The sequence below is a fragment of the Mycolicibacter arupensis genome, from assembly GCF_002086515.1.
Classification (GTDB): Bacteria; Actinomycetota; Actinomycetes; order Mycobacteriales; family Mycobacteriaceae; genus Mycobacterium; species Mycobacterium arupense.
In genome coordinates, this window is the sequence record NZ_MVHH01000015.1 from 33,521 (window position 1) to 57,797 (window position 24,277).

Genomic DNA, 24,277 nt, shown 5'->3' on the forward strand with positions numbered 1-24,277 from the left:
AGGGGTCTAATGGATCGATGCAGCTGATGTCACCGCTCGATTCGGTCTTCCTGCTGACCGAGACGCGTGAGCACCCCATGCACGTCGGCGGGTTGATGTTGTTGGAGCCGCCAGAAGGCGCCGGGCCGGAGTTCGTCGGCGAGATCTACCGGGGGCTGCTGGCCGCCGGCGACCTGCAGCCCGACTTCCGCAAGCGTCCGGCGAAGCTGCTCGGCGGAATCTCCAGTGTGGGGTGGGCCTTCGACGACGACGTCGATCTCGACTACCACGTGCGGCGCTCGGCGCTGCCTGCGCCGGGGCGGGTGCGTGAATTGCTGGAGCTGACATCGAGGCTGCACGGCAGCCTGCTCGACCGGCACCGCCCGCTGTGGGAGGCCCACGTGGTGGAGGGCCTGGCCGACGGCCGGTTCGCTGTGTATGTCAAGGTCCACCACTCGCTGATCGATGGTGTCTCACTGTTGCGACTGATGCGACGCACCCTGTCGGTCGACCCGCACGAGCCGGAACTGCGCACCCCGTGGTCCGTGCGGCTGTCGTCGCGGCCCCGCACCGAATCTTCCTCCCCGTTGGGCGAACTGACGCAGATGGTCAAAGGCGTTGCCGCCCTGGGGCCGTCCACACTCAAGCTGGCGCGTGCCGCGCTGCTGGAACAGCAACTGACGCTGCCCTTCGAAGCGCCGCGCACCATGCTCAACGTCAAGATCGGCGGGGCGCGCCGGTGCGCGGCGCAGTCCTGGCCGGTGGAGCGGATCATTGCCGTCAAACGGGCGGCCGGGGTCACCCTCAACGATGTGGTGCTGGCGATGTGCGCCGGGGCGCTGCGGGCCTATCTCGACGAGCAGCATGCCCTGCCGGACCATCCCCTGGTGGCGATGGTCCCGGTGAGTCTGAGGACCGAGGCCGAAGCCGATTCCGGGGGCAACATGGTCGGCGCGATTCTGTGCAATCTGGCCACCGACGTGAAGGATCCGGCGCAGCGGCTGGCGACCATCAGCGCGTCGATGCGGGGCAACAAGAAGGTGTTCAGTGAGCTGCCGCGTACCCAGGCGCTGGCCTTGTCGGCGGCCAACATGGCGCCGCTGGCGCTGGCAGCCATCCCCGGGTTCGTCTCCACGGCCAAGCCGCCGTTCAACATCGTCATCTCCAACGTGCCCGGTCCGGCCGAGCCGCTGTATTGGCACGGCGCTCGCCTGGACGGCAACTATCCGATGTCGATCGCCTTGGATGGCCAGGCGCTGAACATGACCGTCGTCAGCAATGCCGGCAACCTCGACTTCGGGCTGGTCGGCTGCCGTCGCTCGGTGCCGCATCTGCAACGACTGCTCGGGCACCTGGACACGGCGCTGGAGGACCTGGAACACGCCCTGGGGGTGTAAAAGGTGGCCAAGCACAGTGCCGGGCTGCTGTTGTACCGCGCGGGCGCCGACGGCGGGGTCGAGGTGCTGATCGTGCACCCCGGTGGGCCGTTGTGGGCGCGCAGGGATGACGGCGCCTGGTCGATCCCCAAGGGGGAGTATCCCGACGGTGCGGACCCCTGGGACACCGCGCGACGCGAATTCGTCGAGGAGATCGGCCTGCAGCCGCCCGACGGCGAACGGACCGAACTCGGTGTGGTGCGTCAGGCCGGCGGCAAACTGGTCACGGTGTTCGCGGTGCGCGGCGAGCTCGACGTCACCGATGCCCGCAGTAATACGTTCGAGCTGGAGTGGCCGCCGCGATCCGGGAAGCTGCGCGAGTTTCCCGAGGTCGACCGTGTCGGTTGGTTCCCAGTGGACCAGGCACGCGTCAAACTGCTGGCGGGCCAGCGTCCGGCCCTGGATCGGTTGACGAGCTACCTGGGCCTTGAGTCCTAAGCCCCGGTCTGGGGCGGTGGCGTTCCTTGTTGCTGCTGACGCCGCTGCGCCAGGCTGGACACGATCATCCGGGCCAGCGTGCCCGCTCCACTTGCCCCAGCTCCCTGCGGGGCCCGGACTGCCGGCGTCGCAGGCGCCTGCCACTGTGCCAGCGGATGCAGTTCGCCGGCGAGGAACTGCCGCCGACATTCGCCCCGTTGGATCTTGCCGCTTGAGGTGGTGGGCACCCGCATGGCCGGCACCAGTAACACGTGATGGGCGTCCAAGCCGTGCTGTTCGCTGACCGCCGCGCGGATGGTCTCCATGATCGCCGGATAGTCGCTCTCGGCGACCTGCTGCCGATAGTCCAGTTCCTGCACGATCACCAGTCGGGCGTCGTCATGCGGTTTCGGTTGCACCGAGAAGACCGCGCCGCGGTCAGGCAGCAACGCCGGATGGCTGTCCTGCACCGTCGGCTCGATGTTGTTCGGGAAGTAGTTGCTGTCACCGATGGTGACGAGGTCCTTCCACCGCCCGGTGACGAATACCTCTCCCTGGCACAGGAATCCCATGTCGCCGGTGCGCAGGAAGGGGCCTTCGCCGGTGTCCGCGAGGAATCCGGCGAAGCTGTGCGCGTTCTCTATCGGCCGTGCCCAGTACCCCTGCGCGACGCTGGGCCCAGACACCCAGATCTCGCCGACCTCGTCCGGCCCCAGGCTGCGGCGGGTCTCCGGGTCGGCGATCACGACCCGTTGGCCGTAGACCGGCGGGCCGCAGCTGACCACGGCGACGGCGTCGGTGGTGGCGTCGACGTCGACGGTGCGGTTCTCGCTCAGCGCCTTGCTGTCGACGTAGCGGACGCCGGCGACCTCAGGAGTGGGGTCGGCGGCGACTAGCAGGGTGGCCTCGGCCAGGCCGTAGCACGGCAGAAACGCCTCGATGCGGAATCCTGCCGGAGCGAACGCGTCGGCGAATTCCTGAATGGTCGAAGCGTGGATCGGTTCGGAACTGCTGGCAGCGGTGGTCCAGTTCGACAGGTCCAGCGCCGCACGCTGTTCGGGGGTGCTTTGTTTGACGCACAACCGGTAGGCGCTGTTGGGCGCCGCGGTGGTGTGAGCGCCGAACCGCGACATGGCTTCCAGCCACGCCATCGGCCGCTGGAAGAAGACGATCGGTGACATCAAGACGGTGGTGCAGCCGACGTAGATCATCTCCAGGACCCCGCCGATCAGGCCCATGTCGTGCTGCTGCGGCAGGAAGTAGACGCTCGTCTCGTGCTCGTTGCCGTGGTAGGCGCGCCGGATGGACTCCAAGTTGTGCATGAGGTTGCCGTGCGTCACCACCACACCCTTGGGTGACTTGGTCGACCCGGAGGTGTACTGGATCATCGCGGTGGTGTTCGGGTCGATCTCCGGTGCCTGCCACGCTTCGGGCGCGTCGGCGTGGTCGATGGCGCACCATCGCAGCGACGTCATGCCGGGCACATCTGCGGCCGCCGTCTGAAGTTGGTTTTGGGTGGTGGAGGTCGCGACCGCGAAGGTGGCCTGCGCGTCGGGTGCGACCAGCTTCAGGCGGGCCAGGGGAGTGTCGACCGGCACCGCGATCGCCCCGGCGTAAAAGCAGCCGAAGATGCTGATGATGCTGTCCAGGCCCGGTCGGCAGATCGCCAGCACGCGCTGCCCGGCAGCGCCCTGGCGCCGCAATGCGGAACCAACTGCCCGGGCCTGGGCGTCGAGTTCGCGATACGTCAGGCTTGCCGTGACGTTGTTGCCGTCGGGGGCGAAGCGGAAGGCGACTTTGTCCCCGTACCGGTCGGCTTGTACCCGCAGCAGGTCCACCAAGGTGTGGGCGTTCGGCAAAAACTGCTCTGACATCCCGACACCATAATCCGTGTGGACAGCGGCGCGACTAGGCGCGTGTCTTCTCCGCGTGGCCCTCGCACCACTGTTCCGGCGGTACCTGTGCGCGGACATCGGCGATGTGGTCACCGCAGCCGTCCCAGGTGGTCTTGCCACAGACCCGACACGGCACGGGGTAGCACATCGGCGGTTCCTTTCAGGCGGTGCGCAACGTATCCGCCAGCGTATCGATGACGGTGCGGATCTTCTCGCTCACCTCGTCGGCGATCGGCGCCAATGCCGGATTGTCGACGACTTGCGCCATCAGCCCCGGGTTCATGGCCTCCACCAGCACGGTGCCCGGGTGCTCGGTGTCTTCGCGGATCACCACGTTGCACGGCAGCAGCACCCCGATGCGCTTCTCTGCTGTCACGGCGCGGTGCGCCAGCGGCGGGTTGCAGGCGCCCAGGATCAGGTAGCGCTCCATGTCTTTGCCGAGCTTGGCCTTCAGTGTCGCCTGCATGTCGATCTCGGTCAGCACCCCGAAACCGTTGTCTTTCAGCACTTCCCGGGTCTTCTGTGCAACGGTGTCGAAATCGGAGCCGGTCACCGCTGTGCTCAGTGCCACGGACATGAGACCTCCTTGGTTGTCGTGACACCAGCCTACCAAAAACCCCTGGGGGTATATACCGACACGGTATCGTCGCCTCATGCAAACCCTGCGCACGCCCGATGACCGGTTCGCCGGCCTGCCGGATTTCGCCTATTCGCCGCAGTACTGCGAGCTCGGCGACGATGACGGGGGGACGCTGCGGGTGGCGTGGGTTCAGGACGGCCCCGAAGATGGCGAGCCGATCCTGATGCTGCACGGCGAACCGTCTTGGTCCTACCTCTACCGCAAGATGATCCCGATCCTGGCCGAGGCCGGCTATCGGGTGATCTGCCCGGACCTGGTCGGATTCGGTCGTTCCGACAAGCCCACCCGCGCGCAAGACCACACCTACGCGCGCCACGTCGAGTGGATGCGCGCATTGGCCTTCGACGTCCTGGATCTGCGCAACGTGACCCTGGTGGGCCAGGACTGGGGAGGGTTGATCGGGCTGCGGATTCTCGCCGAGAACCCCGACCGGTTCAGTGGCGTCGTGGTGGCCAACACCGGCCTGCCCACCGGCGACATCGCCATGCCCGAGATCTGGTGGCGCTTCCGGGAGGCGATCCAGACCGCACCGACGATCGATGTCGGATGGTTCGTGCAGTCCGGGTGCCGCCGCCCGATGAGCGATGAGGTGCGGGCCGGCTACGACGCCCCGTTCCCCGACGACAGTTACTGCGTGGGCCCCCGCACCATGCCGACCTTGATCCCGACCACTCCCGAGGACGTCGCCGCCCCGGCCAACCGGGCGGCGTGGGCCACGCTGTGCGCCTCGCAGACCCCGATGCTGGTCGCGTTCAGTGACGGCGACCCGATCACCGGGGCCATGGCGCCCATCTTCGAGCGCGAGATGGCCGGAGCGCACGGCCGGGCCCATCCGGTGATCCACGACGCCGGGCACTTCCTGCAGGAGGACGCCGGCGAAGAACTCGCCCGCTACGTCGTGGAGTTCCTGCGGCGCTGAGCTTCCGGCGCCGGCGGAAGGACAGGCACCGTCGCCCGCCTTTGCGCGACAACATCGCCCGGTTGGCCTTGCGAGCCCGAGTTGTCGCTCAGAGGCGGGCAACAGACACACTGTCTACCGGCCGGGGCTTCAGTGACAGATGTGGCGCCAGCACCCATGATGGACACCATGGATCTGCCCGTGGCGCCGCCGGTGACCCCGATGCTCGCCAAGGCGGCCGCCGCCGTCCCCGAAGGCACCGAACCGGGCCTGTGGTCCTACGAACCCAAATGGGACGGCTTTCGCGCCATCGTGTTTCGCGACGGCGACGACGTCGAGCTGCAATCGCGGACCGGCAAGCCGCTGGGCCGCTACTTCCCGGAGCTGCTGGAGGCGCTGCGCGCCGAGACCGCACCGCGCTGTGTGCTCGACGGCGAAGTGGTGGTGCCCCGTCAGATCGGCGGTCGCACGCGCCTGGACTGGGACTCGCTGAGTCAGCGGATCCACCCCGCGCAGAGCAGGGTGCGGCTGCTGGCCGAACAGACCCCGGCGCAGTTCATCGCCTTCGACGCCTTGGCGACGGGGGACAAGTCGTTGCTGGGCGAGCCGTTCCGGGTGCGGCGGGAGGTGCTGCCCGGTTTGATCACCGGGGGTGCCAGCTGCCATGTCACCCGCGCCACGCCGGACGCCGAGCAGGCCAGGCGCTGGCTCACCACTTTCGAAGGCGCCGGACTGGACGGAGTGATCGCCAAACGCAATGACGGGCACTACCTGCCGGGCAAGCGTGAAATGGTCAAGGTCAAACACCACCGGGACGCCGACTGCGTGGTGATGGGTTACCGCATCCACAAGAGCGGCAACGGCATCGGTTCCCTGCTGCTGGGTCTCTACCGCCCCGATGGCGAGCTGGCCATGGTGGGCGGTTCAGCCGCGTTCAGTGACGCCGAACGGCTCACCCTCTTGGCCGAGCTGGAGCCCCTGCGCCTGGGCGAGGTTCGCGACGGCGAAGCGAGCCGGTGGAACTCCGCTGCCGACAAGCAGTGGGTCCCGATCCGGCCCGAGCGCGTCGCCGAGGTCGCCTATGACCAGATGGAAGGGGACCGTTTCCGGCACACCGTGAAGTTGCGGCGATGGCGCCCCGACCGGGACCCGGCCAGCTGTACCTTCGATCAGCTCGAGGTACCGCTGAACTACGACCTCGCTGACGTGCTGGTGCCCTGAGATGGCCGGCGCAGAGGAACTGGACGTTGCCGGCACCGCCGTCCGCTTCACCAGCGGCGACAAGCTCTATTTTCCGCGGCTCGGTAACGGCGGCTCCAAGCGGGCGCTGGCCGACTATTACCTGGCCGTGGCGAGCGGACCGCTGCTGCGTGCTTTGGCCGACCGGCCCAGCCATCTGCAGCGCTTCCCGGACGGCATCGAGGGCGAGGAGGTGTACCAGAAGCGGCTGCCGCGTTCGCATCCGGACGACCTGGAGTCCTGCCGGGTGACCTTCCCCTCCGGGCGGACCGCAGACGTCCTGAAAGTCACCCGGCCGGCCGACATCTTGTGGGCGGTGCAGATGAGCACCGTGACGTTTCACCCCTGGCCGGTCCGCTGCGCTGACACCGACCACCCCGATGAACTGCGCATCGACCTGGACCCGCAGCCGGGCACCGGCTTCGCGCAGGCGCGCGTGGTGGCGCTGGAGGTGCTCAAACCACTGCTCGACGAGCTGGGCTTGGTGGGCTACGTCAAGACCTCGGGCGGCCGTGGCTTGCACATCTACCTGCGGATCAAGGCCGACTGGGACTTCATCGAGGTCCGCCGGGCCGGTATCGCGCTGGCTCGCGAGATGGAGCGGCGGGCCCCGGAGGCGGTCACCTGCTCGTGGTGGAAGGAAGAGCGTGGCGAGCGGATCTTCGTCGACTTCAACCAGAACGCCCGCGACCGCACCATGGCGTCGGCCTATTCGGCACGCGCCACGCCGATCGCCACCGTGTCCACGCCGTTGACGTGGGACGAGCTGGCCGACGGCGCCGATCCGGACGACTACACCATCAGCACCGTGCCGGATCTGATCGCACGCCGCGGTGACCCGTGGAGCACCATCGACGACCTCGAACAATCGTTGGAGCCGCTGTTCGAGCTGGCCGCCGCCGACGAAGCCCGCGGGCTGGGCGACATGCCCTATCCGCCGAACTACCCGAAGATGCCGGGCGAACCCAAGCGGGTGCAACCCAGCCGCGACACCGACCGCAGGTAGCGCGCTAGAAGAGCGTGCTGCAGTGCGGCGCCCGCTCGGTGCAGAAGGCCGCGTCCAGCTCCCGCAGCGCCCCCTCGCGCAGTTCGGTGATGCGGTGCGCACGGTGTAGTTCGGCAGCGCGATGGGCCCCCAGGTAGATCGTGCCCAGCTCGCCGAGGCCCAGTCGGACGTCGGCGGGACCGTCCTCCGGAGTGCATTTGCCCATGCCGTCACGGATCTGGAGCCGGAATCGCCCCCCGGCGACGGTCAGCGGGTCGGCAACTTCCAGGATGAGATCGGCGTCGGCGGAGTAGGTGCGCGCGGCCAGCACTTCGGGCACCTTCATGATCCTGATCCAGAGAAAATCGCTGAGCCCCGCCGTTGTGGCCGCCGCCTGATCCTTGAGCTTGAGGGGAAGCGGATCGTCGACCGGGACTTCGATGACGATGTTGTCGAAGATCTCGAAGCCGGACAGCGTCGCGAGCAGTTCGGTATGGGCTTCGTCGGTGATCGGGCAGAAGTCCTGAATGACCACGGTGCCGAACGGTGGCCGAAATGCGTGGGCCGGCGCCCCCATCACCCGGTACGTCAGAAAGCCATCCGGATGAATGACGAAGTTCAGCGGCGAGGCGGCGTCGCGTTGGGACTCCCGGTCTTCCAAGAAGTCGTCCCACCAGGCGGCGTCGCGGGTCAGTTCGCCGTGGGTCTTGGCGCACCAGCGGTCGAAGAGTTCGGGCAGCAGATGCCGCGCCCCTTCGGCGGTGACCTCGCGCGCCCGGTTGCTGCCCGGCGGAGTGCGCAGTTCCGCCGATCGCGGATCGACGTGGTACTGGCGGCAGTAGCTGGCGACGCCGGCCCCCATGATCTCGTAGGCGGGCGGCTGGGTCGGAACACCACACAGAATCGGATAGCCGCGCTCCTGCAGAATTCCGAAACCCTGCGCGCTGATCTGTTGCCAGATTCCCCTGCCCTGATGCGTGGCGGCGACGGTGATCATGGCCAGCCACGCGGCGTCCAGGCCGGCGCCGCCCGGAACGGTGAGGCGCAGCCGGTAGTACAGCGAGGTGCCGACCAGAAACGGGTGCTCTGGGTCGGAGACGTCTTCGGCGACCAGAATGTCGCCCAGCTTGACGCGCCGCTTCCACGCCTCAATGTCCCCGGTGTCCGCCGAGGTTCCGTAGATGCGGGCCTGATTCTGATAGACCGCCGGCCAATCCTCATCGGTGGCCAGCCTGACTCTGATGTTGTTGTCTGTCGTGTTCATCGTCCCTCCTCGTGGGTGGCTGCTCGCGGAGATCTGTGGTCGGTTCCGTCACGGCGGGACCGATGTGCACTCCGGGGCTGCGGTTTCAGCGGACGCTGTTGGCGCGCCGGAAAGCCCGGGTTGATCGACGTCGGCGGCCCGGCGGCCCGGCGCGAAGCGCTGATGCAGCCGCGCAATGGGTTTGGGTGCCCACCAGGTCCATGCACCGGCGAGGTGAATGAATGCCGGCACCAGGACCATGCGTACCAAGGTGGCGTCGGCCAGTACAGCCAGGGTCAGTCCGAGGCCGAGCATCCGCATAAAAGAGATATGCGCGGGTATCAGTGCGGCAAACGAGATCGACATCACCACGGCCGCCGCGGTGACGACCCGCCCGATGCCGGCCAGGCCCAGGGTGGTGCTGGTGTCGATGGCGGCCCGCACCTGGGCGGGGGTCCGCGGTGCCGCGGCGGCTTTGGCGGCGACCCAGTATTCGTGAATCCGCGAGATCAAAAAGATCTCGTAGTCCATCGACAATCCGAAGGCGATGCAGAACAACAACACGGGGATGTTGACATTCAAGGTGCCGGTGGGAGTTGTGCCCAACCCTCCGAGGTGGCCGTCTTGGAATATCCACACCATCGCGCCGAAGGCAGCCGTCAGCGACAGCAGATTGCAGACCAGCGCCTGCACCGGCAGCACCACACTGCCGGTGAGCAGGAACAGCAGCGTGAAGGTGACGCCGGCGATCATCCCCAGCGCGGCCGGCAACCGGGTGGTCAGTGCGTCGATGCTGTCGCGATTGGTCTGCGCCAATCCCGCCAGTTGCACTGGGCGACCCTGCGGTGCGGCAACCTCATGCAGCCGGTCTAGTTGGGCGTTCGAGGCCTCGGAGAACAACGGTGCGGTGCTGGTGACGGTCACGAATGCGCTGCCGTCAGCGATGCCGGTAGGTGCGGCAGGCGGGCCGCTTCGGTGCCCGGCCACGTACGTCCCCGTCGGTGCGGTCACCGCCGCGACGTCCGGTAGCCGCGAGAGCTCGCCCGCATACCGCCCGAGGTCGGCGGCGCTCAAGCCTTCGGCATCGGGGATCACCACCGACACGGCGATACCAACGTCGCTGTCGAACTCACCTTCCAACATCTCAGCCACCTGCCGTGACGAGGCGGATTCGGGCAGCACCCGCTCGTCGGGAAATCCCCACTTCACGCCGAGAAACGGTGCGCCGAGCAACAGCAGCAGGGCCACGACTGCCGCGGCGACCGGAACCGCGTGGCGCAACACGAACTTCGTGGACCGGTACCAGAACACCCAACCGGCCGGCTCGTAGGCCTGACCGCGCCTGGCCGCCATGCCGAAGAGCACGCGATGCGCCAGACCGCGCACATCCAGCGCATCGAGTCGCGAACCCATCAAGACGATGGCCGCCGGGGTCACCACCACCGCGGCCGTCGCCACGATTGCCGCGGTCGCCACCACGGTGTACGCGGCCGACTTCAACAGCGTCATCGGGAACAGGGCCATCACCGCCATCGACAGCCCCACAGTGGTGGCCGAGAACAGCACGGTGCGCCCAGCGGTGGTCATGGTCTGCAGCAGTGCCCGTTCCCGGTCGCTGCGCTGGGCCAGTTCCTCGCGGTAGCGGCTGATGATCAGCAAGGTGTAGTCGATCGCGAGGGCCAGACCCATGGCAATGCTCAGATCCAGCGCATACGTTGACACCTCGGTCACGGCATTGAGCAGCCGCAGCATCGACATGGTGCCGACTATTGCCAAGGTGCCCAGGCAGATCGGCAGCACTGCTGCCGCCAGGCCGCCGAACACCCAGACCAACACCGCGAAGCTCAAGGGAATCGCGAGGGCTTCCATCCGCCACAGGTCGTGTTCGTTCTGCCGAGTGATCTGGGCGTAGGCCACCGCCATACCACCGGCACGAACGGTGACGCCGTCATCGCGGTCATGGGCCAGGTCGTGGGCAAGTGCTTCGGCGTATCTCGGGGCCTCGTTCTCCCCGCCTTTGAGGTTGGCCACCACTAAGCCCGAGTGTGAGTCCCTGCTTACCAGTGCTTCGGCGGTCCCCGGTGGCGACGTCCATGCTGAGGAGACGTCGAGCACCCATTCCGAACGTTTCACGTGGTCGATGATGTCGGTGGCGGCGGCGCGGGCCTGCTCACTTCGAACGCCACCGGGGGCGGTCACCACCAGCAACATCTTTTGATCGGTTTGGTCGAACTTGTCCCGCAGTAGCGCGGTTGCTTGAGCTGACTCTGACGTCGGGTCCTGGAACCCTCCCGCCGAGAGCTTGCTTACCACCGGGAGGCCGTAGATCGCGGCCGCCAGCGCAATCAACGCGGCGACCGCAACAGTTCGGCGCGGCGCGGCGATGGCAAGTCGAGTGACTGCTCGCAGCATCTCCGGCTCCCTTCCGCTGTCCGCTTACGCGGTCGCACGCTGCTGTGTGCCCGAGCGCCCTGGTGCACCTGTCGGCGGACCTTGCGGGACTCGCCCTCGATCCGGGCCCTCGCTGGCCTCGGCGGCTTCGACGCGGGCGAGTTTGATGATTGCCGTCACCATCACCAGCGTCGCCGCAGCCAGGAGGAGCAGCGCCAGGTGACCGGTATTGATCGTCTCGCCGAGAACCAGGACACCCAGCGCCGCCGCCACCACCGGCTGCGACACCTCCAGCGCCGGCATGGAAGCGGTCAGCGGTCCGGCGCGAAACGCCGCCTGCCCAAGTACCAGGCCGCCCGCCATTGCCAGGAGGCATCCGTAAAGCTCGGGTGCCCGGGCCACCTCCCACAGTCCGTCGCCCAACCTGCCGGTGACCTGTTTGGCGAGGACGGCGAACACGCCCCACAGCGATCCCGCCACGAACGCCAGCAGGACCGCCGACAGCGCACCGTGTCGCCGTTGCGCGAACGCGACACAGGCCAGCAGCAGCGGCCCGAACGCAAGGGCCACCGCGACCCAGGTGGGGCCGGGCGCCGTCGCGAGACCGGGTCGGGGGTTGCCCACCGTGACGATCGCAATGACGGCGGCGGTGAGCAGGCCGGCCCAGGTCCATTCGGATGCGCTCATCGGGCGGCGGTTCCACCGGGCGTTGATCACCAGCGCGAACAGCACCGAAGGCACGAGCATCACCTGGACCAGCAGCACCGAGTACTGGCTCAGGGCCGCGGCCTGCAGCCCGATGCTCGCGGCCAGCAGTACCGCGCCCCAACGCCACTGCCGATCACGCACCAGTCGCGCCAGCAGGTCGAGATAGCCCAGTGGCTGGCTGTTGAACCGATAGGCGGCGCGCTGCTGCAAGATGTCGCCGAGCGCGATGCACACGGCCGAACTCAACGCGAGCAACGAGGCGATGCACGCCTTGACCATGCGCAGTACCTCCCGTGACTCGGGCCGGCCGGCAATGAGCTGTCACACCGCCGGCTGAACAGTTGTCAGTGATGGCCGGCTACAGCCTGTCGGTGTCGAGGTTCTCGCCGAGAAATGCCTGGTGGCTGAGTACCCCGCGACCCCGATCGGAAACCCCGGGCGCGTTCTTGTTGGTGGCCTTGGACGGCGGAGAGTATCGGCAGTGCACGGCATCCTCCTCCTCAGGAGCCAGAAAATCTATCTCATTGAATATAGATTTCTGATACCACGGGAGTTATAAAGACGCAAGGTTCCCAGCGCGGACGGCCCGGACCTAGGCGGGGCCACCGGCCTTTCAGTCCGCGCGCGCTGCCAACAGGCCGACGCAGGTGGCGGTGAGCAGCCGGGTCAAAGCGGTGGTGAAATCCAGATTCCAATCCGGTGGAACCTGAGATTCCACGGCGTACGCCTCGGTGAGGTCCGCCGGCGGATGGGCGATCTGCCACAGCGGGGCCGCCAGCGAATACGAGGCCAGCAGCAGGTCTAGTGCACCCTCTTTGCCCAGGCCGGGCAGGGCCCGCTCGATGGCGTCGGCCATGGCCAGCCCCGCCGCGGTGCTCTTTCGCCGGACCTCGACGACGACGTCGGCGTCGACCTCGTGCTCCAGATGCAGGTGCAGGTTGGCCAGCATGTCGCAGAACAGCGGGTCTGCAACCAATCCGCTGGTCAGGGTGGCTGCCACACGTGCCGCAGACATCGGCCCGGGCTCGTTCAATGCCGTGCAGACGTTCGACTCCCAGCGCTGCCAGCTTTCGGCGGCCAGCCGCAGTAGCACTTCCTTGTGGGAGCTGAAGTAGCGCCGCACCGCGGAGTGATGAACCCCGGCTCGGCTGGCGACCGCGGTCAGCGTGACCGATGCGACCCCGGTTTCGGCGGCCACCGAACGCGCCGCCTCCATCAGTGCTTCGGCCCGCTGACGCTTCTTCTCGTCGCTGCGCGCGCGTTGGAAGGTCACCGGGGCCACGGGGGCAGGATAACGCACATGATGTGCGTTGCGGGGCTCCGTGCGCGTGCTGTAGCGTGCGTTTACGCACGTTGACTTGGGTTAGGGTACCCAAAGATGACATGGTGAAGGGGACTCCGATTTTCAAGGTGCTGAGCCGGGTGTGGATACCCCTGGTGATCGTGGCAGTGGTGTGTGTCGCCGCATTCGCCGTGACGCGTATCCACGGCCTGTTCGGCTCCGAGAAGCGCCCGTCCTACTCCGACGGCCAGAACGATGAGACCAAACCGTTCAACCCCAAGCGATTGACCTATGAGATCTTCGGCCCGCCCGGAACCATTGCGGACATCAGCTATTTCGACGTCAACTCCGAACCGCAACGGGTTCAGGACGTGGCGCTGCCGTGGCAGCTCGAAATCGTGACCACGCTGCCCGCCGTGGTGGGAAGCATCATGGCGCAGGGCAACAGCAACAGCATCGGTTGCCGGATCACCGTCGACGGTGAGGTCAAAGCCGAACGGATCTCCAACGAGGTGAACGCCTACACGTTCTGTCTGCTGAAGGCGGCATGAGCCGGCCCGCACAGCACGGCGCCGGCGGCAACCCCCAGCGACCGTTCATCGCACGGACCATCCGCAAATTCGCGGTTCCCATCATCCTGGCGTGGTTCGCGCTGATCGCCGTGCTGGCCGCCACGATCCCACCGCTGGAAGAGGTCGGCAAGCAGAACGCCGTCTCGGCGAGCCCCACCGACGCCCCCTCCATGCAGGCCATGACCGAGATGGGCAAGGTCTTCAAGGAATCGGACTCCGACAGCACCGCGATGATCGTGCTGGAGGCCGATCACGAGCTGGGCGACGCCGAACACGAGTACTACGCCGAGGTGGTCGACAAGCTCAAGGCCGACACCGCCCACGTCCAGCACGTCCAGGATTTCTGGGGCGACCCGATGACCGCCGTAGGCGCCCAAAGTGCCGACGGCAGAGCGACGTACGTGCAGTTGAATCTGGTCGGCAATATCGGTCAGGCCGCGGCCAACGAGTCCATCGCAGCGGTTCGCGACATCGTGGATTCGGTCCAGACCCCGCCGGGGCTGACCGTCTACGTCACCGGAACCGCGGCCCTGGCCGCCGATATGAACCACGCCGGCGACAAGTCGATGTTCAGGATGATGGTGGTCACCATCCTGGTGATCCTGACCATGCTGTTGCTCGTCTACCGCTCCGTCGTCACGGTGGCGCTGCTACTGGGCATGGTCTACATGGAGCTCAACGCCGCCAGCGGCGTGGTGGCATTCATGGGACACCATCATTGGGTCGGGCTGACCACGTTCGCGGTGAACCTGCTGGTCTCGCTGGCGATCGCCGCCGGCACCGACTATGCGATCTTCCTGATCGGCCGCTACCACGAGGCGCGGCAAGCCGGCGAAGACCGGGAATCGGCCTACTACACCGCATTCGGCGGTGTCGCGCACGTCATCTTGGGGTCGGGCCTGACCATCGCCGGAGCGGTGTTCTGCCTGCACTTCACCCGGATGCCCTACTTCGTCACGCTGGGCATCCCGTGTGCGGTGGGCATGCTCGTCTCGGTCACCGCGGCGCTGACGCTGGGCCCGGCGGTCATCACCGTCGGCAGCCGGTTCGGCCTGTTCGACCCCAAGCGCGCCACCAGCACCCGCGGGTGGCGGCGGGTGGCCACGGTGATCGTCCGTTGGCCCGGACCGGTTCTGGTTGCCTCGCTGGCGGTCGCCGCCGTCGGGCTGCTGGCCCTGCCGGGCTACCAGCAGGCCTACGACGACCGCAAGTACATCCCCACCGACATCCCCGCCAACGAGGGCTTCGCCGCGGCCGATCGGCACTTCTCGCAGTCCCGCATGATGCCCGAGGTGCTGCTGATCGAATCCGATCACGACCTGCGCAACCCGTCGGACTTCCTGATCATCGACAAGCTGGCCAAGTCGGTGTTCAAGGTCGTCGGGATCTCCCGGGTCCAGGCGATCACCCGCCCGCAGGGCACCCCCCTGGAACACACTTCTATCCCGTTCCAGATCAGCATGCAGAACGCCGGCCAGTTGCAGACCATGCAGTTCCAGAAGAAACGCATGGACGACATGCTGACGCAGGCCGAGGCGATGGAGCAGACCATCGCCACCATGCGCCAGATGTACGGCTACATGAGCCAGATGACGGGTATCACCCACGAGATGGTCATGGACATGGACGATCTCCAGCAGCAGATCTACGACATCCGCGACCACATCGCCGACTTCGAAGATTTCTGGCGGCCGATCCGCAATTACTTCTACTGGGAACCGCACTGCTTCGACATCCCGATCTGTTTCTCGCTGCGCTCGGCGTTCGACATGGTCGACAGCGTGGACCCGATGAGTCAGAGCATGGACAAGATGATTGCGCACATGGGCGACATGGACGCACTTCTGCCGCAGATGCTGACCACCTTCCCGCCGATGATCGACACCATGGAGACCATGCGGACCATGATGCTGACGATGCACAGCACCATGTCCGGCATCTTCGACCAGATGGACGAGATGAGCGACAACGCCACGGCCATGGGCAAGGCGTTCGACGAGTCCAAGAACGACGACTCGTTCTACCTGCCGCCAGAGGTGTTCGAGAACCCGGACTTCAAGCGCGCGATGAACATGTTCATCGCGCCGGATGGCAAGGCCGTCCGGATGATGATCTCGCACCGCGGCAATCCGGCTACCGCCGAAGGCATTTCGCACATCGACAAGATCCGCGTCGCGGCCGAGGAAGCGCTCAAGGGCACGCCGCTCGAAGACGCCAAGATCTATCTGGGCGGGACCGCGTCACTGTTCAAGGACATGCACGACGGCTCCAGCTATGACCTGCTGATCGCCGGAATCGCTTCGCTGTGCCTGATTTTCATCATCATGCTGCTGATCACCCGGGCGCTGATCGCGGCGCTGGTGATCGTCGGAACCGTGGCACTGTCGCTTGGGGCGTCGTTCGGTCTGTCGGTGTTGTTCTGGCAGTACCTCATCGGCATCCAGTTGCACTGGCTGGTGCTGGTGATGTCGGTGATCATCCTGCTGGCGGTGGGATCGGACTACAACCTGCTGCTGGTCGCCCGATTCAAGGAAGAGATCCACGCCGGGCTGCGCACCGGCATCATCCGGGCGATGGGCGGCACCGGGAAGGTGGTGACGTCGGCGGGCCTGGTTTTTGCCCTCACCATGACGTCGATGGCGGTCAGCGACCTGCGCATCATCGGGCAGATCGGTACCACGATCGGTCTGGGTCTGCTGTTCGACACGTTGATCGTGCGGTCGTTCATGACGCCGTCCATCGCGGCCCTGCTGGGGCGCTGGTTCTGGTGGCCCATCAACGTGTTGCCGCACGTGGGCGGCAAGGCCGCCCGGCACCGCGAGGCGGCCGCCTTGGCGCGCGGTGGGGATGGGCAAGACACCGAGGAGTTGGCTCACAAGCGTTAGCCCGCTGTGAGCGATTCCATGGTCGAACGGCCACAAACAATTAGGTAGCATGACTAAAGTTATGTAGCATGACGAAGTGAGTTCGGCGGGCTGGTTGTGCCGTTTATCGCCGCTTTCGCCTCACCCGTCTCAGCGGTCTCACCTGCGGGTTTGGCTAGCAGAAAACTGACACAGTGAAAGGACCGGGGGAATGGCTACAGTGGATTCCATGCGTACGCACCGCCCGTTTCTGCGGGGCATCGTCGTGGCCGCTGCCGCCGCAAGCGCAGCCATGGCCGCCGCGTTGCTGCCCGCCGTCGCCTCCGCCGACGCGACCGACGACTTCCCGATTCCGCGTCGGGTGATTCACACTGACTGCAGTGCCGAGCAGATGCTGGCCGCCAGCCGCGACCTGTCGCCGATCTACTACGAGCGCTACATGATCGATATGCACAACAAGCCGGTGCAGGTGCAGCACGCGGCCATCGACAAGATGCACTGGTTCTTTTCGCTCAGCCCCGAGCAGCGCCGGGCCTACTCCGAGGAGTTGGCGACCAACTTCGCCGACCCACTGACGGTGTCGTGGCCCAACCACGCGAAGATCTTCTTCAACAACAAGGGTGTTGTTGCCAAGTCGACCGAGGCATGCAGCCAGTACCCCCGCGACGACATGTCGGTGTGGGACTGGGCGCCCAAGCCGTAACGGCAGATCGATGAACGGTTCCCACCGTCGCATCTTGCGGCTTCTGGTCGGCGCCGCTGCGGCCGCCGGGGGCCTGTTCCTGGCGGCTCCCGGATCACCCGCGCAGGCCCAGCCCGCGGGGTTTCCCAACTTCGACGACTTCGCCACGGTGCCGGTGGACAACTACATCTCGACCGGACCCAAGGGGCCGGGGCGATGGGTGAACTTCTCCACGCCCTACAACGTCGCCTGTCAATTCGATGCCATCGATCCGCCGGCGGGAACGTCGCAGGCCATCATCTGTGACGGTGACATGCCCGGATTGGCCAACGCGCCGCTGGGCTCGGGTGCCCCCGTGCCCGATGGCTGCGTGATCGGCACCGTACGCTCGCAGGGCGCTGCGGGCCTACGGCTCAACCGTGAACCGGCCACTTGCGGCCGCCAGTTCTCCAACGGCGCATTCCTGGGTGTCGGGCAGAAGCTGTCCTACGGCAACGTCACCTGTGCGGTGGGCAATGATCAGCTGGTCGCCTGCCTGGACACCTCGCTGGGGCAGCACGGGTTCGTGCTGAGCCCCTCGGGCAGCACCGCGTTCTGAGGCCCCCGCGCGCTACGGGGTGACGGTGAACGTGGTCGTGTACGTGCGCGGGTGGTAGGGCGGCGGCGGGGAATCGGGCCCGATCGGCCAGCCCTGCGGTGTCGGCCAGGTGCTGACGCGCATCGTGACCTGCTCCTGCCCATTGGGGAGAGTCTCGACGTTGACGATGCTCGGCCCGTACGGCACAGCCGGCTGGTTGCCGGGACTCACAATCAAGCCCGGGCCGGTGAGCTCCTGTGCGGGCGCCTGCAGCAGGCCCTGAGGGCTGCCCGCGGCAACGCCCACGATCTGGCCGCCGTCGCTCGCGCTGGTCAACAGATATCCGCCCTGAGGTAGCGAGACGATCTGATTCTCCCGGTTGGCCGAACCCAGATTGGTGAAGGATCCGACCTCGTGCAGGCTGTTCATCCAGGCATGGGGCGGGTCCCCGGCGGCGACCGGCGCCGACTGCCACAGGGCACGCTGACCGTCCTGGCCGACGTTGCCGACGATCATCATGGTTCCCGATGCGGGGTCGTAGACGCCGCTGGCCTGCGAGATGCCCACCTTGGTGTCTGCGCCCAGGGGGGTGCCCAGCAGTGGCCCCAGGTCAGTGGCCGGGTCGGCCAGGTCCTGTACCCGCGATTCCGGTGCGATGTAGTTGTCCGGCGAGGTGCCCGGCCCGTAGGGCCGCACGCTGTAGAACGCGTAGTGCTGTCCGTCGGGGCCGACGGCGGTCCCGGTCGGCAGCGCGCGGAAACCGTCATCGACGGGGAACGGGTTGTCCATGTCGGGCTGTCCGGGGAGGCGCAGTCGGGGGTGGCCGGTTTCCGGGTCGCCGGTGATGACGATGCCGGTGCCCGGGATCGTCGCGCCCAGGTCGTAGGGAGCGCCGTCCTGCTTCTCCGGCATCGGCGGGCTGCCCACGCCGTTGATGTTCGGATCGCGTGGCTGCTGGCCGTCAGCGGCAATGGTGTTGTCCACCAGCCGAATGTGCGAATCCCCGTCCTGGCCGCTACCCAGTCTGTAGTGGTTGGTCAGGGCCTGCGCGAGGTGGGCGCGGCGCTCGTCGTCGCCGGCCGCGGCAGAGACCACGTGGTGGATCTCGCGGGTCTTGGCGGTCAGGAATCGCTGGAACTGTCGCGAACCCGCGGGGGTGTCCAGGCCTGGCCATGTGGCGGCCGATTCGCGGATCTCGGCTTCGATGGCATTGAGGCGCTGCCGAGAACCGGTGTTGGCGCGCACGACCTGCTGCAGCATCGCCTGAAACTCTGTGTCGGCCGCTGCCGACGCGGCCAGCCGGGTCGCGAGCGCCTCTTCACGCGCACGCGCCGCGTCCGCAAAAGCCCCGACGTTCTCGGCCATAGCGCCAGGGTAGTCGGGCCGGATCGGGCCTACGGGGTCTTTTTCGCCCGCCGCTTGCCCGACGGGCGCAGCGCGTCGCCGTCGGCAGCCTCCGGCTCGGCGGTCTCGTCGCCGTCTGCCTCGACGCTCTCGGTGGCTTCCGAATCGGCGTCTTCGGTGTCGGATTCAGCTTCCGCGTCGGACTCGTCCTCGGCGTCCACCTCGGCCTCGGCGTCCACAGTGTCCTGCGCCGTCTCGTCGCCGGACTTCTTCCCCCGGCGGCGCCCCTGCTTGGGCTGCTTTTCGGCCTTGGGCTTGATCGGTTTGGGCGGCGGCGGCGGCATCTCGGCGACGACCGCCAGGTAAAACGCGCCGATCCCCAGCAGGGCGATCGCGGCCGCGGCGCCGTAGATCCCGAACAGCCACGTTCCGAAGCTGTCCAGCGACAACCAGATCTCACTGACAGCGGTGCCCGCGATCAAGGCGCCGGCTACCAGGTGCGCCACGATCGAGCCGGACCGCAGGGACAGCGCCAGCTGCGGGGTGCCGTACTCGGGCTTGCGGGCCTGCTTCAAGACAGCCGCCACCGGCAGCGCCATCGCCGCCACCAGCAGTCCGAGCAGGACACGCATCACCGTGCCCAGCACGTGTGGGGCGAAGCCGGTCAGCTCCCACCATCGGGGCAGGACGAACAGGAAATACAGCAGGACCGCGAGGGTCGAGAGCGACGCGTGCCAAACCGTGGCGACGGTACGACTCACGCCACCTCCCATGCTCGTCAGCTAGTGATTCAGGTGCGACCGGACCATCATCGTTCGGTCCGGCCGCACCTGAATCGGGTGCGGAGGATAGGGGATTTGAACCCCTGAGGGCTATTAACCCAACCCGCGTTCCAGGCGAGCGCCATAGGCCACTAGGCGAATCCTCCGTCGGCAATGGTAGCTGAGTCCGTCGCGGGCCTCGCGCGCCGCTCGTCCTGCCCGGCTTCGCCGCGCTCGCGACCACCGCTGTGCCCGCTGGCGCTGGCCCGCAGCGCCCGGCTTCGCCGCGCTCGCGACCACCGCTGTGCCCGCTGGCGCTGGCCCGCAGCGCCCGGCTTCGCCGCGCTCGCGACCACCGCTAGACTTACCCCTGGACCCCGCGCGGCGTCCATCCTGTGAACTCCCCCAGGGCCGGAAGGCAGCAAGGGTCAATGGGCTCTGGCGGGTGCGCGGGGTCCCCTTATGTCGGGCCTTCGACGCTGAAAGGCGCACCCGTGTCGCTGCAATCCCTCAACCGTGCCGACCTGACCGCGCAATATGAGCGCTTCCAGCGGGACTACGCCGATCTGCAGGCCAAGAAGCTCGCATTGGACCTCACCCGCGGCAAGCCGGCGCCCGAGCAGCTCGACCTGGCCAACGGCCTGCTGGGCCTGCCCGGCCCGGACGACTATCGCAGTGACGACGGCACCGACACGCGCAACTACGGCGGCCTGCAGGGCCTGCCCGAGCTGCGGGCCATCTTCGGGGAGCTGCTCGGCATCGCGGTGCCCAACCTGATCGCCGGCAACAACGCCAGCCTCGAGTTCATGCACGACGTCATCGTCTTCTCGATGCTGCACGGTGGGGTGGACTCGCCGCGGCCCTGGAGTCAGGAACCGGCCGTCAAGTTCTTGTGCCCGGTGCCCGGCTATGACCGGCACTTCGCGATCACCGAGACCCTGGGAATCGAGATGATCGGTGTCCCGATGCGCGAAGACGGCCCCGACGTCGACCTGATCGAAGAGCTGGTCGCGGCCGACCCCGCGATCAAGGGCATGTGGACCGTGCCGATATTCGGCAACCCGACCGGCATTACCTACTCGTGGGAGACCGTGCGCCGTCTGGTGCAGATGAAGACCGCGGCTCCCGACTTCCGGCTGTTCTGGGACAACGCGTACGCGGTGCACACCCTGACCGCCGAGTTCCCCCACCAGATCGACGTGCTGGGCTTGGCGGCGGCCGCGGGCAACCCGAACCGGCCGTACGTGTTCGCCTCCACCTCCAAGATCACCTTCGCCGGCGCCGGCGTCAGCTTCTTCGGCGGTTCGCTGGGCAACATCGCCTGGTACCTGCAATACGCCGGAAAGCGCTCGATCGGCCCGGACAAGGTCAACCAGCTGCGTCACCTGCGGTTCTTCGGTGACGCCGACGGCGTGCGGCGGCACATGCGTCGCCACCAGGAGATTCTGGAGCCCAAGTTCGCCCTGGCCGCCGAGATTCTTCAGGCCCGCCTCGGCGACGCCAAGATCGCGTCGTGGACCGACCCCAAGGGGGGCTACTTCATCAGCCTGGACGTCTTGCCGGGTACCGCGCGGCGCACCGTCGCGCTGGCCAAGGACGCCGGGATCGCGGTCACCAAGGCGGGTGCTTCCTTCCCGTACCGCAAGGACCCCGACGACACGAACATTCGGATCGCCCCGTCGTTCCCGTCCAGCGAGGATCTGCGCAACGCAGTGGACGGACTGGCCACGTGTGCGCTGCTGGCCGCCGCCGAGCAGCTGCTGGGCTGAGATGACAAACCTGCGGGAGTGCGCGGTGGTGGCGGCAGCGGTGCTGGCCCTCGGGCAGGCGCCTGCGGCATACGCAGTGCCCGAACGGCCGGTCGAGCCGCCGTCGGTGCAGGCTTCCGATGTGGTGGCCGAGCAGGCCGTCGACGCCTTGCCGCCCCGGGCGCTGGAGGAACTCGACGTGTTCCGCCGCGATGCCGCCGACGCGGCGCTGGGGCATCCCGTGATGTACGGCGACGGCCAGTGCTATCCGCTGGTGCAGCACTACATCCAGGCTCTGGGTTTCTGGCACAACACCGACCCCAGCGGCAATGCGTTCGATCTCTACCACCATTTCCCCACCAATGGTCTGGCTCAGTACTTCGATCAGGTGCCGTTCGACGGCGGCCTCAATGAGCCTCGTGTCGGCGACATCGTCGTCTATGGTCCGGGCGGGTTCGTCAGCGAACACGGGCATGCCGGAGTTGTCACCGCCGTGCGCGGCAGCGGCAGCCTGATGGGCTACGAGGTCGCCGAACAGAACTCCGGCGGACGGCTGTTCGTGACGCTGAACTGGCGCGACATCACTCCGATGTGGAACACACTGGGGTACCTGCGCCCCAAGGTGTAGCGCCGGTGCTGCCGGGCCTGCAACGTCGTCGGCCCGAGCAAGTAACCTCCCTTGCGTGGCGCTCTACCGCAAGTACCGGCCGGCAACCTTCGCCGAAGTGGTGGGGCAGGAACACGTCACCGATCCGCTGTGCACGGCGCTGTCGGCGGGCCGGATCAACCATGCCTACCTGTTCTCCGGACCCCGCGGCTGCGGTAAGACGTCATCGGCGCGGATCCTGGCGCGGTCGCTGAACTGTGCGCAGGGCCCCACCCCCACGCCGTGCGGAACGTGCGACTCCTGCGTGGCATTGGCCCCCAACGGGCCGGGCAGCATCGACGTCGTCGAACTCGACGCGGCCAGTCACGGTGGTGTCGATGACACGCGCGATCTTCGGGACCGCGCCTTCTACGCGCCGGCCCAATCGCGCTACCGGATCTTCATCATCGACGAAGCGCACATGGTCACCACCGCAGGATTCAATGCGTTGCTCAAGATCGTCGAGGAGCCGCCCGATCATCTGATCTTCGTGTTCGCCACCACCGAGCCGGAAAAGGTGCTGCCGACCATCCGCAGTCGCACCCATCACTACCCGTTCCGGCTGCTGGCGCCGCGCACCATGCGTGAGCTGATCGGGCGGATCTGCGAGCAGGAACACGTCGCCGTGGACGACGCGGTCTATCCCCTGGTGATCCGTGCCGGTGGGGGATCGCCGCGCGACACCCTCTCGGTGCTGGACCAGTTGCTGGCCGGCTCCGAGCCCATGCCCGGCAGCCCCGACATCAGTCACGTTCGCTACCAGCGGGCCTTGGGCCTGTTGGGGGCCACCGACGTCGCCCTGATCGACGAGGCGGTCGACGCACTGGCCGCCGGCGACGCCGCGTCCCTGTTCGGCGCGGTGGAGGCGGTGGTCGACGCCGGTCACGACCCACGCCGATTCGCCATCGATCTGCTGGAGCGGTTCCGCGACCTGATCGTGTTGCAGGCGGTGCCCGACGCGGTGGCCAAGGGTGTGGTGGACGCGCCGGAGGACATGCTGGAACGGATGCATGACCAGGCCGCCCGGCTGGGCCCGGCCACCCTTGCCCGCTATGCCGAGGTGGTGCACGCAGGCCTGGGTGAGATGCGGGGTGCCACCGCTCCCCGGCTGCTGCTGGAAGTGGTGTGCGCCAGGCTGCTGTTGCCCTCGGCCGCCGACACCGAAGCCGCCCTGCTGCAACGCATCGAGCGCATCGAGGGCCGCCTGGACATGTCGATTCCGGCGGGCCCAGTGCGGACCGGCGCCGCGCCGTCCGATGGTGCGCCGGCCACCGCCCCCGCGCCGGCGGCCGCCAAGCCGGCGCCGGCCGCCGCCGCGACCGCCAAGCAGTTCACCCGCCGCTCGTCGCGGGCCGCCGAACCCGCGCCGCAACCGGAGTCCGCGCCCCGGCCGGCGCCTGCGCCCGTCAGCGCCGCACCTGCGGCACCGGCACCGGCACCGTCGCCGGAACCCGCACCCGCGCCTCAACCCCCAGCACCTGCGGCACCTACGCCCGCAGCGGCACCGACTCCGGGTGAACCGGACGTCGCGGCCGTCCGCGCGATGTGGACCACGGTGCGCGACAAGGTGCGTCAGCGCAGCCGCTCTACCGAGGCGATGCTGGCCGGCGCGACGGTACGCACCATCGACGGCAACACGCTGGTGCTGACCCACGAGACGGCCTCGCTGGCCAGGCGACTCTCCGAACCGCGCAACACCGACGTCATCACCGAGGCGCTCAAAGACGCACTCGGGGTGAACTGGCGAGTGCGCTGCGACGCCGGTGGGCCGGCCCCAGAGTCGTCGGCATCGGCGGCGCCCGCCCCGGCCGACGTGGAATCGGCGCGGCGCGCCGACGAGGACGCCATGTTGGCCGAGGCTGCGGTGGACGCCGGCTCTGATGCGCCCCCGCGGCGCGACCCCGAAGAAGTTGCTCTGGAGTTGCTGCAGAACGAACTGGGCGCTCGCCGGATCAGCGGCGACTAGAGAC

The 24,277-nt window shown here is 67.5% G+C and carries 22 protein-coding genes, 1 tRNA gene and 1 other RNA gene; 13 read left to right on the top strand and 11 right to left on the bottom strand.

The genetic code is table 11. From position 1 onward, the window contains the following. The first annotated feature begins 17 nt into the window (after window positions 1-17). Complete coding sequence (locus tag BST15_RS09765) at window positions 18-1,376, top strand: WS/DGAT/MGAT family O-acyltransferase (RefSeq protein ID WP_046190287.1); 1,359 nt, start codon at window positions 18-20, stop codon at window positions 1,374-1,376. Between the two features lie 3 nt (window positions 1,377-1,379). Further along, window positions 1,380-1,853 (top strand): NUDIX hydrolase, encoded by a 474-nt coding sequence (locus tag BST15_RS09770; protein WP_046190286.1) that lies wholly within the window; start codon window positions 1,380-1,382, stop codon window positions 1,851-1,853. On the opposite strand, the gene BST15_RS09775 is transcribed toward BST15_RS09770, so the two are convergent. From BST15_RS09775 to BST15_RS09780, 3 genes are read right to left on the bottom strand one after another with little or no spacing between them, the layout of a single operon-like run. Beyond that, window positions 1,850-3,706 carry a fatty acyl-AMP ligase gene (locus BST15_RS09775; RefSeq protein WP_046190294.1) on the bottom strand — a complete coding sequence of 619 codons (1,857 nt, stop codon included), beginning with the start codon at window positions 3,704-3,706 and terminating at the stop codon, window positions 1,850-1,852. The genes BST15_RS09770 and BST15_RS09775 overlap by 4 nt on opposite strands. Before the next feature lie 34 nt (window positions 3,707-3,740). Next, the gene (locus tag BST15_RS23045; protein WP_264002337.1) at window positions 3,741-3,875 is read right to left on the bottom strand and encodes a hypothetical protein; all 135 of its coding nucleotides are present in this window, start codon (window positions 3,873-3,875) and stop codon (window positions 3,741-3,743) included. Window positions 3,876-3,887: 12 nt separating this feature from the next. Continuing rightward, window positions 3,888-4,304 (bottom strand): DUF302 domain-containing protein, encoded by a 417-nt coding sequence (locus tag BST15_RS09780; RefSeq protein ID WP_046190285.1) that lies wholly within the window; start codon window positions 4,302-4,304, stop codon window positions 3,888-3,890. Between the two features lie 76 nt (window positions 4,305-4,380). On the opposite strand from BST15_RS09780, the gene BST15_RS09785 reads away from it, so the two are divergent. The 3 genes from BST15_RS09785 to BST15_RS09795 all read left to right on the top strand — a co-directional run bounded on the left by BST15_RS09785 (window position 4,381) and on the right by BST15_RS09795 (window position 7,510). Then, window positions 4,381-5,286 carry a haloalkane dehalogenase gene (locus tag BST15_RS09785; RefSeq protein WP_046190284.1) on the top strand — a complete coding sequence of 302 codons (906 nt, stop codon included), beginning with the start codon at window positions 4,381-4,383 and terminating at the stop codon, window positions 5,284-5,286. A 159-nt stretch (window positions 5,287-5,445) separates the two neighbouring features. Next, window positions 5,446-6,486, top strand: coding sequence for an ATP-dependent DNA ligase (locus BST15_RS09790; RefSeq protein WP_046190293.1), 1,041 nt, complete (start codon window positions 5,446-5,448; stop codon window positions 6,484-6,486). Window position 6,487: 1 nt separating this feature from the next. Then, window positions 6,488-7,510, top strand: coding sequence for a DNA polymerase domain-containing protein (locus tag BST15_RS09795; RefSeq protein ID WP_046190283.1), 1,023 nt, complete (start codon window positions 6,488-6,490; stop codon window positions 7,508-7,510). Between the two features lie 4 nt (window positions 7,511-7,514). On the opposite strand, the gene BST15_RS09800 is transcribed toward BST15_RS09795, so the two are convergent. The 5 genes from BST15_RS09800 to BST15_RS09815 all read right to left on the bottom strand — a co-directional run bounded on the left by BST15_RS09800 (window position 7,515) and on the right by BST15_RS09815 (window position 13,131). Then, the gene (locus tag BST15_RS09800; protein WP_046190282.1) at window positions 7,515-8,753 is read right to left on the bottom strand and encodes a GNAT family N-acetyltransferase; all 1,239 of its coding nucleotides are present in this window, start codon (window positions 8,751-8,753) and stop codon (window positions 7,515-7,517) included. 48 nt (window positions 8,754-8,801) lie between these two features. Then, on the bottom strand, window positions 8,802-11,144 hold the full coding sequence (locus BST15_RS09805) for an MMPL family transporter (RefSeq protein ID WP_046190281.1): 2,343 nt from the start codon (window positions 11,142-11,144) through the stop codon (window positions 8,802-8,804). Between the two features lie 24 nt (window positions 11,145-11,168). Beyond that, entirely contained in the window at window positions 11,169-12,110 is a 942-nt protein-coding gene (locus BST15_RS09810) for a DMT family transporter (protein ID WP_046190280.1), read from the bottom strand. Window positions 12,111-12,189: 79 nt separating this feature from the next. Then, window positions 12,190-12,318 carry a hypothetical protein gene (locus BST15_RS23050; protein WP_264002336.1) on the bottom strand — a complete coding sequence of 43 codons (129 nt, stop codon included), beginning with the start codon at window positions 12,316-12,318 and terminating at the stop codon, window positions 12,190-12,192. A gap of 126 nt (window positions 12,319-12,444) precedes the next feature. Further along, window positions 12,445-13,131, bottom strand: a complete 687-nt coding sequence (locus BST15_RS09815; protein WP_109370861.1) for a TetR/AcrR family transcriptional regulator — start codon at window positions 13,129-13,131, stop codon at window positions 12,445-12,447. 83 nt (window positions 13,132-13,214) lie between these two features. On the opposite strand from BST15_RS09815, the gene BST15_RS09820 reads away from it, so the two are divergent. From BST15_RS09820 to BST15_RS09835, 4 genes are all read left to right on the top strand, one after another. Then, on the top strand, window positions 13,215-13,664 hold the full coding sequence (locus BST15_RS09820) for an MmpS family transport accessory protein (RefSeq protein ID WP_046190278.1): 450 nt from the start codon (window positions 13,215-13,217) through the stop codon (window positions 13,662-13,664). Then, window positions 13,661-16,570: an MMPL/RND family transporter gene (locus BST15_RS09825; protein WP_046190277.1), complete on the top strand. Its 2,910-nt coding sequence runs from the start codon at window positions 13,661-13,663 to the stop codon at window positions 16,568-16,570. The genes BST15_RS09820 and BST15_RS09825 overlap by 4 nt, the downstream gene beginning before the upstream one ends. A gap of 208 nt (window positions 16,571-16,778) precedes the next feature. Beyond that, window positions 16,779-17,252, top strand: a complete 474-nt coding sequence (locus BST15_RS09830) for a DUF5078 domain-containing protein (protein WP_370759735.1) — start codon at window positions 16,779-16,781, stop codon at window positions 17,250-17,252. Between the two features lie 34 nt (window positions 17,253-17,286). Beyond that, window positions 17,287-17,829 carry a hypothetical protein gene (locus tag BST15_RS09835; RefSeq protein WP_046190291.1) on the top strand — a complete coding sequence of 181 codons (543 nt, stop codon included), beginning with the start codon at window positions 17,287-17,289 and terminating at the stop codon, window positions 17,827-17,829. A 12-nt stretch (window positions 17,830-17,841) separates the two neighbouring features. Here BST15_RS09835 and BST15_RS09840 read toward each other — a convergent pair whose 3' ends face one another. The 3 genes from BST15_RS09840 to BST15_RS09850 all read right to left on the bottom strand — a co-directional run bounded on the left by BST15_RS09840 (window position 17,842) and on the right by BST15_RS09850 (window position 20,080). Further along, window positions 17,842-19,173: a DUF4226 domain-containing protein gene (locus BST15_RS09840; RefSeq protein WP_052751500.1), complete on the bottom strand. Its 1,332-nt coding sequence runs from the start codon at window positions 19,171-19,173 to the stop codon at window positions 17,842-17,844. A gap of 29 nt (window positions 19,174-19,202) precedes the next feature. Further along, complete coding sequence (lucA, locus tag BST15_RS09845; protein WP_046190276.1) at window positions 19,203-19,913, bottom strand: lipid uptake coordinator LucA; 711 nt, start codon at window positions 19,911-19,913, stop codon at window positions 19,203-19,205. An 81-nt stretch (window positions 19,914-19,994) separates the two neighbouring features. Beyond that, window positions 19,995-20,080, bottom strand: a tRNA-Ser gene (locus BST15_RS09850). A gap of 202 nt (window positions 20,081-20,282) precedes the next feature. On the opposite strand from BST15_RS09850, the gene ffs reads away from it, so the two are divergent. The 4 genes from ffs (at window position 20,283) to BST15_RS09870 (ending at window position 24,273) form a co-directional block, all read left to right on the top strand. After that, an RNA gene (gene ffs / locus BST15_RS09855) (signal recognition particle sRNA small type) lies at window positions 20,283-20,377 on the top strand. A gap of 30 nt (window positions 20,378-20,407) precedes the next feature. Continuing rightward, window positions 20,408-21,682 (top strand): aspartate aminotransferase type Ic, encoded by a 1,275-nt coding sequence (locus tag BST15_RS09860; protein WP_046191477.1) that lies wholly within the window; start codon window positions 20,408-20,410, stop codon window positions 21,680-21,682. A gap of 1 nt (window position 21,683) precedes the next feature. Next, complete coding sequence (locus BST15_RS09865) at window positions 21,684-22,289, top strand: CHAP domain-containing protein (RefSeq protein ID WP_046191478.1); 606 nt, start codon at window positions 21,684-21,686, stop codon at window positions 22,287-22,289. 55 nt (window positions 22,290-22,344) lie between these two features. Further along, a complete protein-coding gene (locus tag BST15_RS09870; protein WP_083070914.1) occupies window positions 22,345-24,273 on the top strand; it encodes a DNA polymerase III subunits gamma/tau in 1,929 nt (642 codons plus the stop codon). Window positions 24,274-24,277: the final 4 nt, after the last annotated feature.

Excerpts from the sequence above, each read along its gene's own strand:
- BST15_RS09840 (WP_052751500.1), bottom strand. The coding sequence starts at position 19,173 with ATGGCCGAGAACGTCGGGGCTTTTGCGGACGCGGCGCGTGCGCGTGAA.
- BST15_RS23045 (WP_264002337.1), bottom strand. The coding sequence starts at position 3,875 with ATGTGCTACCCCGTGCCGTGTCGGGTCTGTGGCAAGACCACCTGGGAC.
- BST15_RS09765 (WP_046190287.1), top strand. The coding sequence starts at position 18 with ATGCAGCTGATGTCACCGCTCGATTCGGTCTTCCTGCTGACCGAGACG.
- BST15_RS09805 (WP_046190281.1), bottom strand. The coding sequence starts at position 11,144 with ATGCTGCGAGCAGTCACTCGACTTGCCATCGCCGCGCCGCGCCGAACT.
- BST15_RS09775 (WP_046190294.1), bottom strand. The coding sequence starts at position 3,706 with ATGTCAGAGCAGTTTTTGCCGAACGCCCACACCTTGGTGGACCTGCTG.
- BST15_RS09785 (WP_046190284.1), top strand. The coding sequence starts at position 4,381 with ATGCAAACCCTGCGCACGCCCGATGACCGGTTCGCCGGCCTGCCGGAT.
- BST15_RS09825 (WP_046190277.1), top strand. The coding sequence starts at position 13,661 with ATGAGCCGGCCCGCACAGCACGGCGCCGGCGGCAACCCCCAGCGACCG.
- BST15_RS09865 (WP_046191478.1), top strand. The coding sequence starts at position 21,684 with ATGACAAACCTGCGGGAGTGCGCGGTGGTGGCGGCAGCGGTGCTGGCC.
- BST15_RS09820 (WP_046190278.1), top strand. The coding sequence starts at position 13,215 with ATGGTGAAGGGGACTCCGATTTTCAAGGTGCTGAGCCGGGTGTGGATA.
- BST15_RS09780 (WP_046190285.1), bottom strand. The coding sequence starts at position 4,304 with ATGTCCGTGGCACTGAGCACAGCGGTGACCGGCTCCGATTTCGACACC.
- BST15_RS09810 (WP_046190280.1), bottom strand. The coding sequence starts at position 12,110 with ATGGTCAAGGCGTGCATCGCCTCGTTGCTCGCGTTGAGTTCGGCCGTG.
- BST15_RS09790 (WP_046190293.1), top strand. The coding sequence starts at position 5,446 with ATGGACACCATGGATCTGCCCGTGGCGCCGCCGGTGACCCCGATGCTC.
- BST15_RS09830 (WP_370759735.1), top strand. The coding sequence starts at position 16,779 with ATGCGTACGCACCGCCCGTTTCTGCGGGGCATCGTCGTGGCCGCTGCC.
- BST15_RS09800 (WP_046190282.1), bottom strand. The coding sequence starts at position 8,753 with ATGAACACGACAGACAACAACATCAGAGTCAGGCTGGCCACCGATGAG.
- BST15_RS09795 (WP_046190283.1), top strand. The coding sequence starts at position 6,488 with ATGGCCGGCGCAGAGGAACTGGACGTTGCCGGCACCGCCGTCCGCTTC.